The 14,000-nt window shown below is 68.3% G+C and carries 11 protein-coding genes and 1 riboswitch; of the genes, 6 read left to right on the plus strand and 5 right to left on the minus strand.

Going from position 1 to position 14,000, the window contains the following annotated elements:
- The first annotated feature begins 15 nt into the window (after positions 1-15).
- From ASD47_RS24375 to purH, 3 genes are all read left to right on the plus strand, one after another.
- The gene (locus ASD47_RS24375) at positions 16-1,743 is read left to right on the plus strand and encodes a PAS domain S-box protein (RefSeq protein ID WP_056762311.1); all 1,728 of its coding nucleotides are present in this window, start codon (positions 16-18) and stop codon (positions 1,741-1,743) included.
- A 544-nt stretch (positions 1,744-2,287) separates the two neighbouring features.
- Positions 2,288-4,123: a heparin lyase I family protein gene (locus tag ASD47_RS28050; RefSeq protein WP_056762312.1), complete on the plus strand. Its 1,836-nt coding sequence runs from the start codon at positions 2,288-2,290 to the stop codon at positions 4,121-4,123.
- Between the two features lie 95 nt (positions 4,124-4,218).
- Positions 4,219-4,299, plus strand: a riboswitch (ZMP/ZTP riboswitch).
- A gap of 28 nt (positions 4,300-4,327) precedes the next feature.
- Positions 4,328-5,917, plus strand: coding sequence for a bifunctional phosphoribosylaminoimidazolecarboxamide formyltransferase/IMP cyclohydrolase (gene purH / locus ASD47_RS24385; RefSeq protein ID WP_056762315.1), 1,590 nt, complete (start codon positions 4,328-4,330; stop codon positions 5,915-5,917).
- A 57-nt stretch (positions 5,918-5,974) separates the two neighbouring features.
- On the opposite strand, the gene ASD47_RS24390 is transcribed toward purH, so the two are convergent.
- Positions 5,975-7,162 carry an acetyl-CoA C-acyltransferase gene (locus tag ASD47_RS24390; RefSeq protein ID WP_056762317.1) on the minus strand — a complete coding sequence of 396 codons (1,188 nt, stop codon included), beginning with the start codon at positions 7,160-7,162 and terminating at the stop codon, positions 5,975-5,977.
- A 347-nt stretch (positions 7,163-7,509) separates the two neighbouring features.
- Between ASD47_RS24390 and ASD47_RS24395 the strand changes: the two genes are divergently transcribed.
- Positions 7,510-9,897 carry a TonB-dependent receptor gene (locus ASD47_RS24395; RefSeq protein WP_056762401.1) on the plus strand — a complete coding sequence of 796 codons (2,388 nt, stop codon included), beginning with the start codon at positions 7,510-7,512 and terminating at the stop codon, positions 9,895-9,897.
- Between the two features lie 84 nt (positions 9,898-9,981).
- Here the strand turns inward: ASD47_RS24395 and ASD47_RS24400 are convergent, their stop codons facing one another.
- The 4 genes from ASD47_RS24400 to ASD47_RS24415 form a co-directional block, all read right to left on the minus strand.
- Positions 9,982-10,404 (minus strand): DUF4440 domain-containing protein, encoded by a 423-nt coding sequence (locus tag ASD47_RS24400; protein WP_056762319.1) that lies wholly within the window; start codon positions 10,402-10,404, stop codon positions 9,982-9,984.
- A 76-nt stretch (positions 10,405-10,480) separates the two neighbouring features.
- Positions 10,481-11,176: a TPM domain-containing protein gene (locus tag ASD47_RS24405; RefSeq protein ID WP_056762321.1), complete on the minus strand. Its 696-nt coding sequence runs from the start codon at positions 11,174-11,176 to the stop codon at positions 10,481-10,483.
- Positions 11,176-11,946: a YgcG family protein gene (locus tag ASD47_RS24410; protein ID WP_156402417.1), complete on the minus strand. Its 771-nt coding sequence runs from the start codon at positions 11,944-11,946 to the stop codon at positions 11,176-11,178. The genes ASD47_RS24405 and ASD47_RS24410 overlap by 1 nt, the downstream gene beginning before the upstream one ends.
- A gap of 136 nt (positions 11,947-12,082) precedes the next feature.
- Positions 12,083-12,727, minus strand: coding sequence for a LemA family protein (locus ASD47_RS24415; protein ID WP_056762325.1), 645 nt, complete (start codon positions 12,725-12,727; stop codon positions 12,083-12,085).
- A gap of 255 nt (positions 12,728-12,982) precedes the next feature.
- Between ASD47_RS24415 and ASD47_RS24420 the strand changes: the two genes are divergently transcribed.
- Both ASD47_RS24420 and ASD47_RS24425 read left to right on the plus strand, forming a co-directional pair.
- Complete coding sequence (locus ASD47_RS24420; RefSeq protein ID WP_056762327.1) at positions 12,983-13,408, plus strand: hypothetical protein; 426 nt, start codon at positions 12,983-12,985, stop codon at positions 13,406-13,408.
- A 206-nt stretch (positions 13,409-13,614) separates the two neighbouring features.
- Positions 13,615-13,950: a hypothetical protein gene (locus tag ASD47_RS24425; protein WP_056762329.1), complete on the plus strand. Its 336-nt coding sequence runs from the start codon at positions 13,615-13,617 to the stop codon at positions 13,948-13,950.
- The last annotated feature ends 50 nt before the right edge of the window (positions 13,951-14,000 follow it).

Genomic DNA, 14,000 nt, shown 5'->3' on the forward strand with positions numbered 1-14,000 from the left:
GGAGGGAGGGGGCAGATGTCGAATCTCGCCGCCCTGCAGCCGATCCTGCGCACCGCGATCGATCCCGTGGTGGTCATGGATCCCCGGGGCGTCATCCTCGACTGGAGCGCCCGGGCCGAAGCGGCCTTCGGCTGGCCGCGCGAGGAGGTCCTGGGCCGAGGCCTGATCGAGGTGCTGGCGCCGCTGCGCCACCAGGCCGCCTATCGGCAGATCCTGACCCGGCGCCTGGCCTCGCCCGAACCGCCGGTCGAGCGCCAGAAGTCCCAGTTGATGGCCGTGCGCAACGACGGCGTCGAAGTTCCCATCGAGGTGTCGCTGGCCGCGTTCGGCGAGCCGGGCGCGACGGTGTTCCTGGGGTTCATCCGCGACGTCACCGACCGCGTCGAGGTGCATGACCGGCTGACCGCCAGCGAGGCGCGGTTCCGGGCCGCCATCGGCGCTGTGGACGGCATCCTGTGGACCAACGACGCCTCCGGCCGGATGGTCGGCGACCAGCCCGGCTGGTCCGCCCTGACCGGCCAGACCCCGGAGATGTATCAGGGTTTTGGCTGGGCCGCGGCGGTCCACCCGGACGACGCCGAACCGACCCTCCAGGCCTGGAAGGCCGCCGTCGCCCAGGGCGGCCCCTACACCTTCGAGCATCGGGTGCGTCGCCATGACGGCGTCTGGCGCGATTTCGCGGTCCGCGCGGTCGCCGTCCTGGAGCCCGACGGTTCGATCCGCGAATGGATCGGCGTGCACACCGACATCACCAAGCGCAAGCGGGCAGAGGAGCGGCTGCGCGAGGGCGAGGCCCGGTTCCGGGCCATGGCCGACTCGGCGCCGGCGCCGGTCTGGATGACCTCGGCCGAGGGCGGGATCACCTTCGCCAACGAGGCCTTCGCCGAGTTCGCCGGGTTGGACGCCCAGGACCTGCTGGGCGACGCTTGGATCGGCATGATCCATCCCGAGGATGTCGCCACCGTCGGAGCCCGGCGCGCGGCGGCGCGCGGCGCGCCGGAGGGGCCCCGGCCCTGGAGCTTCGAGGCGCGGTTCCGGTGCGGCGACGGAACCTATCGCTGGATGGTGGCCAACGCCCGGCCGCAGATCGACGCTCGCGGCCAGTTCCAGGGCTATATCGGCATGGCCATGGACATGACCGAGACCAAGGCGGCCGAGGCTCGCCAGCGTCTGCTGATCAACGAGCTCAACCACCGGGTCAAGAACACCCTGGCCTCGATCCAGTCGATCGTCCGCCAGACCTTGCGGGCGGATGAGGCGACGGCGCGGGTCCGCGAGCGGCTGATCGAACGGTTGCTGGCCATGTCGGCCGCCCATGACGTGCTGACCCGCGAAAGCTGGGAGGGCGCGGCGCTGGACGAGATCGTGCGTCAGGGCGTCGCCCCGTTCGTCGACGATCGCGATCCGGGTCGGGTCAGCATCGACGGGCCCAGCCTGCGGGTCGGCGCCAGCACCGCGCTTTCCCTGGCGCTGGCCGTACACGAACTGGCCACCAACGCCGCCAAGTACGGAGCGCTGTCGACCCCCGCCGGCAAGGTGGTCATCGCCTGGGACCAGGTGGGCGACGACGGGGCGGTGCTGACCTGGGCCGAACACGATGGCCCGCCGGTGGCCCCTCCGGACCGCAAGGGCTTTGGAACCCGCCTGCTGGATCGCGGCCTGTCGGCCGACCTCGGCGGCCAGCCCAAGTTGACCTTCGAGCCGGAAGGCGTGCGCGCCGTGCTGCCGGTCAGGCTGGCCTAGAAGGCCTCCCCCGCCGGCGTCCGGCGGGCTCTATGACGGCCCCGTCGCGTCCGAAAGCGCCCGGGCCTGCCTGAATCCGAAGCCCAGGCGCAATTCTCCACGCCAAATTTTCGCGGCGGCGCGGCGCGTCGTTTCGCCACGGGGTGTCGAGCGCCTGGGGACGGCTGGTCTTCAATGGCCAAGCTTAGCAAGTGTCGCAGGGCCCAACGCCGCGCCGAAGCGACGCATCGACAAAAGCGCGATCGAGATCTCGGCAATCGTTAACGTGTCGCGAGGCTCTGAACGCTTCCGATTTTGGAGCGCAAGCATTTTGGGGTTTACATAAGTTAGAGCACAACTTCTGCCGCTCATATGATTAGACTTAATGTAGCGAGCCTAGAAGGTCATTTATTTACTCAAAATTAACTTAACAGATCGCTCGAGCGGGGAAACTCGGGCTGAGATATATCTCAACGTTATCTCATTAGGATTCTTTTATCCGCGTTTTTTAAAGGCGAATATAGGACGCTTGGCCATTTTCCCCACGGGTCGGGGAGTAAGGTCCATGAATTCGGAAAACCAAGTCTATTACGTGCAGAACGTCGGCAACGGCTGGAACTACCAGGTCGCCGATGGCGTCTCGCGGTTCGAAGTGCGGGCGGGCGACAACCTGGCCGGCGACGGCCCGACCAAGGAACGGTCGGAGATCGCCAGCGCCGCGAAGCTGCAGACGGGGCAGACCTACGAGATCAGCTTCAGCGTCATGATCGAACCGGGCGCGAAGAACACCGCCGACTGGATGACGCTGGTTCAGCTGCAGTCGACGTTCGACAAGGGCGAGGCCGGCCACAGCCCGGCGTTCGCGCTCGAGATGGTCGGCGACAAGATGCGCGTCGTCACCCGCGATTCGGCCGCGGCGATCTCGACCGACGCCGACATCCGCTATGTCCGGCACTATACCGACACGGCGGACGTGGTCCGCGGCCAGTGGTACGACTTCAAGCTCCAGATCAAGTTCGATCCCTTTGGGCAGGGCCACCTGATGGTCTGGCGCAACGGCGTCGAGCTGGTGGATTTCCACGGCGCCCTGGGCTTTAACGACCTGGTGGGGGCCTATTTCAAGGAGGGGGTCTACCGGGAGTCCTCTCCCGAGACCTTCGCGGCGGACTTCAAGGGCCTGTCGATCAAGACGATCAGCGACACGGTCATTCCTCAGCCCTCGTCCAGCGTCAAACTCGCCGACAGCGTCGCGGCCGCGCCGGCGGCGGCGCCCGTGACGCCCGTAGCGCCCATAACGCCGCCGGCGCCCGTGACGCCGGTCCATGCCATCGTCTCGGGCACCGCCAACGCCGACACCCTGACGAGCGCATCCAAGACGGATATCCTGCACGGCGGCGCCGGCAACGACATCCTGGTGGCCGCGAACGGCGCCTACGAGCTGGATGGCGGAGCGGGTGTCGACACGGTCTCGTTCAAGGGCGTGACCAGCGCCATGATCGTCGACCTGGGCGTGACCACCGCCCAGACCACCGCCCTGGGTTCGATGACGTTCATCAACATCGAGAACCTGATCGGCGGGTCGGGCGCCGACAAGCTTTCGGGCGACGACTTCGCCAACGTCTTGGACGGCGGGGCCGGCCATGACTTCCTGTACGGCAGGGGCGGGGACGACATCCTGCACGGCGGCGCCGGCAATGACGTGCTTGATGGCGGCCTGGGCCGCGATACGGGCGACTGGTCCGACATCACGACCGCGATCGTCGGCAACGAGGCGACCGGCGTGGTCAACACCGGCGACGGCTTCATCGACACGGTCAGCTCGATCGAGGTCTGGAAGCTGGGCAGCGGCTCCGACACCCTGGTGACCAAAAGCGCCAGCACCGTCTACGCGGGGGCCGGCGCCGACAACCTGTCGGACAGCGGCGCCCAGGCCAACACCTTCTATGGCGAGGCGGGCGACGACCGCATCGACGGCATGGGCGGCAACGACTTCATCAGCGGCGGCGACGGCAATGACCGCCTGCTGGGCGGCAGCGGCAACGACATCCTGATCGGCGGCGCCGGCGTCGACACGATGGACGGCGGCGCGGGCAAGGACGTCTTCCAGTTCATGGCCATGAGCGACCTGCCGATCGGCAAGTACGAGACCATCAACGCCTTCGAATCCGGGATCGACAAGCTGGACTTCAGCGCCATCGACGCGGACGGCAAGGCCGCTAACGGCGATACGGCCTTCACCCTGGTGAACCAGTTCCACGGCGTGGCGGGCGAGATCCTGATCTCGCACCCGGCGGGCGCGAACTACTACTACGTCCAGCTCGACAACAACCTGGACCACATCGCCGACGCCACCTTGATCGTCTACGGTCCGACCCTGGTCGCCAGCGACTTCATCCTCTGAAAACAGGCCGGCGTGGGCCGGTCGGCGGGCGATCAAGCCCCGTCCGACCGGCCCAAGACCTGCATTGACTCCCCCGCCGACCCTCGTATTTTCCGCGCCGTCCGCGTGACTGGCGCTAGTGATGGGCAACCATCGGGGAGCGCGGACCTCAACCGCCGCGCGCCTGGGCTCCATTCCGTCGTCACCAGACCCGAGGAGTCCGCCGTGCCCGCCGCCCCCGACTATCCGTCCGCCCCCGATCTCGTCGCCCCCAAGCGCGCCCTGCTGTCGGTGTCCGACAAGACCGGCCTGGTCGAGGCCGCCCAGGTCCTGCACGCGGCCGGGGTCGAGCTGGTCTCGACCGGCGGCACCAAGGCGGCGATCGCCGCGGCCGGCCTGCCGGTCAAGGACGTCTCCGACCTGACGGGCTTTCCGGAGATGATGGACGGCCGGGTCAAGACCCTGCACCCGATCGTGCATGGCGGGCTGCTGGGCGTGCGCGACGCCCCCGAGCACGCCAAGGCCATGGCCGACCACGGCATCGGCGGCATCGATATCCTGTACGTGAACCTCTATCCGTTCGAGGCCACGGTCGCCAAGGGCGGCGACTACGCCGAATGCGTCGAGAACATCGACATCGGCGGCCCGGCCATGATCCGTTCGGCGGCCAAGAACCACGGCTATGTCGCCGTCTGCACCGACCCTTCCGACCTCGCCGAAGTGCTGGAGGCCTTGAAGGCCGGCGGCACCACCCTGGCCCTGCGCCAGACCCTGGCGGCCCGCGCCTACGCCCGCACGGCGGCCTATGACGCGGCGATCTCCACCTGGTTCGCCGCCCAGCTGGGCCAGGACTTCCCGGCCCGCAAGGCGATCGCCGGGACCCTGCGCCAGACCATGCGCTACGGCGAGAACCCACACCAGAAGGCGGCCTTCTACACCTTCCCCAACCCGCGTCCGGGCGTGGCCACGGCCGCCCAGCTGCAGGGCAAGGAACTCAGCTACAACAACATCAACGACACCGACGCGGCCTTCGAGCTGATCGCCGAGTTCGACCCGGCCGCCGGCCCGGCCGTGGCGATCATCAAGCACGCCAATCCCTGCGGCGTGGCCGTCGGCGCCACCCAGCGCCAGGCCTATGAGCGGGCGCTGGCCTGCGATCCGACCTCGGCCTTCGGCGGCATCGTGGCCGTGAACTCGCGCCTGACCCGTGAGGCCGCCGAGGCGATGGTCGAGATCTTCACCGAGGTGGTCATCGCCCCGGAAGCCGACGACGACGCGATCGCCGTGTTCGCGGCCAAGAAGAACCTGCGCCTGTTGGTGACCGGCGGCCTGCCCGACGCGCTGTCGACGGGCGATACGTTCAAGTCGGTGGCCGGCGGCTTCCTGGTCCAGTCGCGCGACGACGCCCGGATCAAGGCTTCGGACCTGAAGATCGTCACCAAACGCCAGCCCACGGACGAGGAAGTGCGCGACATGCTGTTCGCCTTCACGGTCGGCAAGCACGTCAAGTCCAACGCCATCGTCTACGCCCGCGCCGGCCAGACCCTGGGGGTCGGGGCGGGCCAGATGAACCGCAAGGACAGCGCCCGCATCGCCGCCCTTCGGGCGGCTGATTTCGGCTTGGATCTGAAGGGCTGCGCCTGCGCCTCGGAAGCCTTCTTCCCGTTCGCCGACGGCCTGATCCAGGCGGCGGAGGCCGGGGCCACGGCGATCATCCAGCCGGGCGGCTCGATGCGCGATCCCGAGGTGATCGAGGCCGCCGACAAGCTGGGCCTGACCATGGCCTTCACCGGCGTGCGGGTGTTCCGCCACTAAGGCCGGCGTCTGACAACGCGACGGGGACAGGCGCCTGCGCCTGTCCCCGTGCGGGTCCTAGAAGATCTCGAACAGCCCGGCCGCGCCCATGCCGCCGCCGATGCACATGGTCACCACGCCCAGCTTGGCCTTGCGGCGCTTGCCTTCCAGCAGCAGGTGACCGGCGCAGCGGGCCCCGGTCATGCCGAACGGGTGGCCGATGGCGATCGAGCCGCCGTTGACGTTGTACTTCTCCGGATCGATGCCCAGGCGGTCGCGGCTGTAGAGGCATTGGCTGGCGAAGGCCTCGTTCAGCTCCCACAGGTCGATGTCGTCGACCTTCAGGCCATGACGTTCCAAGAGGCGCGGCACGGCGAAGACCGGGCCGATGCCCATCTCGTCGGGCTCGCAGCCGGCGATGGCGAAGCCCTTGAACAGGCCTAGCGGCTCGAGGTTGCGGCGCGCGGCCTCCTTGGCCTCCATCACCACCACGGCCGCCGCGCCGTCGGACAGCTGGCTGGCGTTGCCGGCGGTGACGAAGTTGCCCGGACCCTTGACCGGCTCCAGCTTGGCCAGGCCTTCCAGTGTGGTCTCAGGACGGTTGCACTCATCCTTGGTGACCACATAATCGACCAGGCTCTCTTCCTTGGTCTCCTTGTTGACCACCTTCATCTGGGTGGCCATCGGCACGATTTCCTGGTCGAACAGGCCACTGGCTTGCGCGGCGGCGATCCGCTGCTGGCTGCGCAGCGAATATTCGTCCTGGTATTCGCGGCTGATGTTGTAGCGCTTGGCGACGATGTCGGCGGTGTCGATCATCGCCATCCACAGGGCCGGCTTCTCGCGCATCAGCTTTTCCTCGGTGATGTGGAAGCGGTTCATGTGGCCGCCCCCCTGCACCAGCGAGATCGACTCCACCCCGCCGCCGACGGCGACCGGCGCGCCGTCGTTGCGGACATAGTTGGCGGCGGTGGCGATGGCCTGCAGGCCCGAGGAGCAGAAGCGGTTGACGGTCTGGCCCGAGGTGGTGACCGGCAGGCCGGCCCAGATGGCGGCGTTGCGGGCCACGTTCATGCCCGTGGCGCCTTCGGGACCGCCGCAGCCCAGGACCACGTCCTCGACCTCGGCGCCGTCCAGCTTGGCGCGCGACACCGCGTGCTGGATGGCGTGGCCGGCCATGGCCGCGCCGTGGGTGTTGTTGAACCCGCCGCGGTTGGACTTGGCCAGGCCGGTCCGGGCGTAAGAGACGATGACCGCTTCGCGCATGGGCGCTCTCCCCTTTAAACGTTAGTTTGAATTGGCGGCCACCCTAGACCGGGATTTCCGTCCGCGAAAGGTCACGCGAACGTAAAGCGGAGATCCGCCGAAAAGCCGGTTTGCGTGCGGTAGCGCTAACAGTTCCAGGCAGACCTATAAAGCTTGACCATTGGCGAGGGGCCTCGCCAAGACCACGCCGGCATTGTTGCGCCGATCTCACGCTCCGCATTAAAGATTCGAGGTTTCGAAGTTCTGGTTTGCTTTGGTGTTGACTTTCAATGATTCGGCCAAGAACGCTCAGGTTGCGGTCGAAAATTGAAAATCCAAGAGCCGCCGGGATGAAACGGGAGGAACTCATGCGTCTTGAGAGCCATCGTCGGGGCGCGCGACGCGCGCTGCTGGCCGCCACTTCACTGGCGGCGCTCGTCGTCCCGCCGGCGGTCGCCTCCGCCCAGGACCGGACGGACGTGGTCGAGGAGATCATCGTCACCGCCACCAAGCGCGACGCCACCATCCTGGACGTGCCGTTCTCGATCAACGCCCAAAGCCAGGCCGACATCCAGAAGTCCGGCGCGGTGACCCTGGAGGACCTGTCGCGCAACGTCGCCGGCCTGACGATCCAGAACCTTGGACCCGGCCAGAGCCAGGTGTCGGTGCGCGGCGTCTCGGCCGGCCAGGTGGTCCGCGACCAGCCGGGGGTCAAGGAACAGGTGGGCGTCTATCTCGACGAGTCGGTGATCTCGCTGTCGCTGTTCACCCCGGACATCGACCTGTTCGACCTGAACCGGGTCGAGACCCTGCGCGGGCCGCAGGGCACGCTGTTCGGCTCGGGCTCGGTGGGCGGCACGATCCGCTACATCACCAACCAGCCCAAGCTCGGCGCCTATGAAGGCACGGTCGAGGCCAATTTCAACACGCTGAAGGGCGGCGACGTCGGCGGCTATGTGAAGGGCGCCGTCAACCTGCCGCTGTCGGACAAGGCCGCCCTACGAGTGGTGGGCTACGACACCGAATATGGCGGCTTCGTCGACGCCCTGGGCGAGGGCGGCGCGCGCAAGAACAACGTCAACGACGGCTATCGCCGCGGCGGCCGGGTGTCGCTGCTGTTCAAGCCGACCGAAGACATCACCATCACCCCACGCCTGGTCTACCAGAAGATCCACGCCGGCGGCTTCAACCGCCAGGAGGCGTTCAACCTGTTCGCCAACCCGTTCACCACCACCCGTCCGGCGATCACCCTGGGCGAGCGCGAGCAGTACCTGCTGCTGGACGAGAGCTTCGGCGACAAGACCTTCCTGGGCGATCTGACCGCCTCGTTCGGCTTCAACGGGCTGAAGCTGACCTCGGTGACCAGCTATATCGACCGCAAGATCGCCGTGAACCGCGACGCCAGCGCCCTGAGCGGCAGCGTGTCGGTGGACCTGGGCTTCCCGGCGGCGGCGGTCACCCTGCCGTCCAAGCTGGTCGACACCACCGACCTGGAGCAGTTCACCCAGGAAGCGCGCCTCGGCTCCGACGGCGACGGCCCGTTCCAGTGGCTGGTCGGGGCGTTCTACTCGAAGGTCGACCGGGTCTATAACCAACGCCTGCCCACGCCCGGCTACGACGCCTATACCGACGCTACCCTGGGGGCGGGCACCTCGGCCGCGGTGGCCAACGGCTTCCCGGCCAACTCGCCCTACAACGCCTCGCTGCCCTACAAGATCAAGCAGAAGGCGGTGTTCGGCGAGGCCAGCTATGAGATTCAGAAGCTGACGATCACCGCCGGCGGCCGCTACTACGATTTCAGCGAGAACCGCCGCTTCACCTCCGGCGGCCTGTTCGCCAACGGCGACGACCAGGTGGACAAGACGTCGTCCGACGGCTTCACCCCGCGGCTGCTGCTCAGCTACAAGGCCAATCCAGGCCTGACCTTCAACGCCCAGGCGTCCAAGGGTTTCCGGCTGGGCGGGGTCAACGACCCGCTGAACCTGCCGCTGTGCACCCCGGCCGACGCGGCGATCTTCGGCGGCTTCCAGTCCTACGACGACGAGACGCTGTGGAACTACGAGGGCGGGGTCAAGACCCGGATGGGCGGCGTCACCTTCAACGGGGCGGTGTTCTATACCGACATTAAGAACCTGCAGACCACGCTGGACGCCGGCTCGTGCTCGTCGCGCGTGGTGTTCAACGTGCCCAAGGCCCACACCAAGGGGATCGAGGGCGAGCTGTCGGCCCGCCTGGCGCCCGGTTTCGACCTCCGCGTCTCGGGCAGCCTGCTGCAAGCCGAGTTCGACTCCACGGTCCGCGACGGCACGGGGGCGGTGATCGGCGGCATCCGCGAAGGCAACCGCCTGCCGTCGGTGCCCAAGTTCCAGATCTCGGTCAGCGCCACCTATACGCGGACCCTGACCGAGACCATGGACGGCTATGTCACCGCCTCGTTCCAGCACGTGGGCAATCGCTACACCCAGGCCAGCGACCAGGAGAACAACCCGCGCTCGTTCGTCTCCGGCCTGCCGTTCGGCGGAGCCTCCGGCAATGACGCCACGGTGCTGAACCTGCAGCTGCCCAGCTATGACATCATCAACCTCAGCGCCGGGGTGCAGATGGACGACGGCCTGGACATCATCGCCTACGTCAACAACGTGGCCGACGAGAACGCCCTGCTGTCGTTCGATCGCGAGCGCGGCGGCCGGGCCCGGCTGGGCTATTCGATCGGCCAGCCGCGCACGGCGGGCCTGACGATCCGCAAGTCGTTCTAGGAGCCGGGGACACGCCGTCGCGGCGTGTCCCTTTTCACGCGCGGCGCCAGTTTGGGGGACACGCCGCGAGGGCATGTCCCCGATCTATTGTCCCGGCGGCTTCGCCTCGGCCAGCGGATCGGCGTGGCGGTGGATCATTTTCCAGGCGCCGTCCTCGCGGCGGAAGACCTCGGTGATCCGCAGGTGCATCTCGACCGGCTGGTCGTGGCCGGCGAACCGCACCGTGGCGTGCTGCAGGCCGGTCCAGTAGGCCAGGTCGCCGCTGGCCTGGCTGTGCAGGATCTCCAGCTGGGTCTCGCCGCCAGCCGCGAAGCTGCGGGCGCCGCGGGCGTTGACGGCGGTCACGTGGCCCGCGCCTTCCTCGCGCCCGCCGTTAGGCGGGAAGAAGGTGGCAGGATTGGCCTGGGCGGCGATCTCGCCCAGCGGTCCGGCGTCGCCGTTGACATAGGCCTGGGCGACGCGGCGTCGCTGGTCGAGGAAAGCGGTGAACTCGGTCTCGTCGGTCATCGAAGCCTCCTGAAGCGTCACGCCAGAACGCGCAGGGGCGCCAAACGCACCCTCCCTCCCTATGGGACAGGGTTCTCTATTTTGGCAACACGGTCAGCCCGTCCGGCAGCTCGTTAGTGTCGCCGGGGCGCGGCGGCGCGTGGGCGGCCAGGATGGCGCCGGCCCGGGCGATGGCGGCCACGAAGCCGTCGGCGATGGCCCCGCGCTTGAGGCCGGCGACCAGGTCGGCCACCACCTCGTCCCACACCCCGCTCGGCGCGGCGGCGTGGACGCCGTCGTCGGCGATCACCTCGACCCGGTGCTCGGCCAGGGCGGCGAAGATCAGCACCCCGGTGCGCTCGCGGGTCAGGTGCAGGTCCTTGGCCATGAAGTAGTCCAGCGCCGCCCGGCGCACCCGGGCCTTCTTGATGCCGGAGGGGATCAGCGCGCGGCGCACGGCCGGGATCGAGACCAGGGCGGCGACGACGGCGAAGATCGCCGCCTGCAGGCCGACATAGGTCAGCAGGGCCGACAGGATGGCCACGTCCTGGGCGGCCGCGTGGCCGATGCTCCAGCCGCCGAACAGCCGGCTCAGCATCTCGGGCCGGAAGCCTGCCAGCAGGGCCAGGGCCGGCAGCAGCAGGGCCGCGCTGGTCGCCCAGATCAGCGGGACCGCGCGGTCGTCGCCGACCTCGGGGGCCAGCACGCAATAGATCTCGCCGGCGGTGGTCTTCTCGGCCTGGGCCACCGCCTGGGCGATGCGGTCCTGATCGGCTTGCGAAAGTGTCTTCATCACCAACTTCCCGAGGAGCCGCCGCCGCCGAACGAGCCGCCGCCGCCGGAGAATCCGCCGCCCCCGCCGCCGTCGCTCCAGCCGCCGCCTCCGCCGCGGCCGCCGCTGAGCATGCCGTTCAGGATGATCCAGGGCAGGGCCGAGCCCAGGCCGCCGCCGCGACGTCCGCGACGGCCGAACACCTGGCTGAGCACCACGATGACGACGAACAGGACCAGCAGGGCCAGGATCGGCGAGGGGCCGGCGCTCCGCTCGGCCTGCTGCGACACCTTGAAGGCCTGGGCCGCCTTGGTCTTGGCCTCCTCGTCGGGCAGGGCCAGCTGGGCGATGACCGCGTCGGTCCCGGCGACGACCCCGCCCTCCAGGTCGCCGGCCTTGAACTTCGGCAGGATGGCGGTCTGGATGATGACGCTGGACAGGGCGTCGGTGAGGACCGGCTCCAGGCCGTAGCCGACCTCGATGCGCACCTTGCGCTCGGTCGGGGCGACGATCAGCAGGGCGCCGGTGTTGGTCCCTTTCTGGCCGATGCCCCAGGTGCGGCCCAGCTGGTAGCCGTAGTCCTCGATCTCGTAGCCCTGCAGGCTGGGCACGGTGGCCACCACCAGCTGGCGGCCGGTGGTCTTCTCCAGGCTCTCCAGCTTGGTGGTCAGCTCGGCCTCGACCGCCGGCGACAGGATGTTGGCGCTATCGACGACGCGTCCGCTCAGGGCGGGGAAGGTCGGGCCGGCGGCCAGGGCGGGGAGGGCGAAAAGCACGGCGACCGCCGCCATCAGCCCGCCCACGGCTCCCCTCATCCCGGCGAAGGCCGGGACCCGGGGGAGCTGGCCGATCAAGGCGCTGCGCCCCGACCGGAGACCCGGCGTGGGTCCCGGCCTTCGCCGGGATGAAGGAAGGGAGAGGAACAACCTACTGCGCCGGGCCGGGCTGGGTGTTCACCGCCGGGGCCGCGGGCGCGTCGAAGCTGACGTTCGGCGCCGACTGGGCGTTGGCGGTGGCCTGGAACAGCTGGGCCGGCTTCTGGGAGCCGTACAGGGTCTTGGCCCAGATGATGCTGGGGAAGGTCCGCAACGTGGTGTTGTAGACCTGGGCGGTGTTGTTGTAGTCGCGCCGGGCGATCGCGATGCGGTTCTCGGTGCCCTCCAGCTGGCTCTGCAGGGCCAGGAAGTTCTGGTTCGACTTCAGCTCCGGATAGCTCTCCTGGATCATCATCAGCCGGCCCAGCACGCCCGACAGCTTGTCCTGGGCGGCGGCGTACTGCTGGAACTGGGCCGGGTCGGTGATGGTCGAGGCGTCGACCTTGACCTGGGTGGCGCTGGCCCGCGCCTCGGTGACCGCGGTCAGCACGCCCTTCTCCTGGGCCGCGTAACCCTTCACGGTCGCCACCAGGTTGGGGATCAGGTCGGCGCGCCGCTGGTACTGGTTCTGCACCTCGGCCCAGGCGGTCTTGGTCGCCTCGTCCTGGGTGGGGATGGTGTTGATCCCGCAGCCGGCCAGGAACAGGCTGACGGCGATGACGGGGGCGAGACGGGTGAGGGTTCTGAGCATCCGCATGAAGTCCCTTCGGGCCTGATTGGATCCGGACGTAGCGCCGTATGTCGCTCTTGGCGGTGGTTGGACGCACACTAAGGGCCAGCTTCGCGCCGATGCAAACGCGATGACGACCTGTGCGTGCATTCTCGCGCAATGCGCGCGTTTGTCATCCTTGAAACGTCAGCGGGCGCCCTGCTCGGGGTCGGGCCGTCTTGCGACAATCGGTCGCCAACGGCCTTAATCCGGCGCTCACCTAGACGCGGCAGGATCGCATCCATGATCATGATGGCCGCCTGCGCCGTACTGGGAGCCGTGCTTGGCCTCTACGCCAAGCCGCGCTGGCTGGGCGTGGCCATCGCCCTGGTCCTAGTCGCGGCGATCGAAGGCGGCGACCGCCTTTTCATTGGCCTGATCGACGAACAGCCCAACCGAGAACTGCTGATCGGCCGCCTGCAGGCGATCTTCGGCGAGACCTGGCTGGAGGCCTTCGGGCCGACGGCGGCGGCCGTGGCCGGCGCGGCGTTCGCCGCGATCATGGGCAAGGTCCTGGAGCGCGAAAGCCGGATCGTGGTGATCAACGCCGACGAGATCCGCCGCAAGGCCGGCAAGGACGGCCGATACGCCCGCCTGGAGGGCATGATCCAGGACCGGGCCGCTCCCACCGCGGCCAAGGGCCGTTTCGACTCGATCCTCGGGCAATAGCCCAAAACGCCCGTTTCATTAAAAAATGCTCATGCGAAATAAAATCCGCTTGCGCTATTTCTGAACACTGGTATCTAAGCAGTGCTTAGTTCTGAGCCGACGCCCCCGGTGGGGATACCGGCGCTGACATCCCCGGCTTGGAACGCCCAGTACAGCTTATCGCCGATCATTCGATCCAACTCCCCTGTACACGCTGGAGGGCTCCCATGAAGCTCCAATCCCTGGCGGCCGCCGCCGCCCTGACGACCTGCCTGTTCGCCGGCTCGGCCTTCGCCGATGGCCGCATCGCCGTCGCCCTTGAAAACCCGCTCGCCGCCAAGACCAAGGTCGTCGCCGGCGGCGCCGTCTTCGTCTGCGAAGGCGCCGAGTGCGTCTCGACCGCCGCCCCGTCGCGGGCCCTGACCGCCGTCTCGTGCAAGGCCCTCGCCAAGGAAGTCGGCCGCGTGGCGGCCTTCGGGGGCGAGACCAAGTCGCTGGACGCCGACGACCTGACCCGCTGCAACGCGTCGGCCAAGGCCGGCGTGCAGACGGCCGAGAAGTAATCCGGCCGTTTAGTACCCGGACGCCTTGGGGCCTCCCGCCCCGTCCGGCT

The sequence above is a fragment of the Caulobacter sp. Root1472 genome, from assembly GCF_001426985.1.
GTDB classification, from domain to species: domain Bacteria; phylum Pseudomonadota; class Alphaproteobacteria; order Caulobacterales; family Caulobacteraceae; genus Caulobacter; species Caulobacter rhizosphaerae.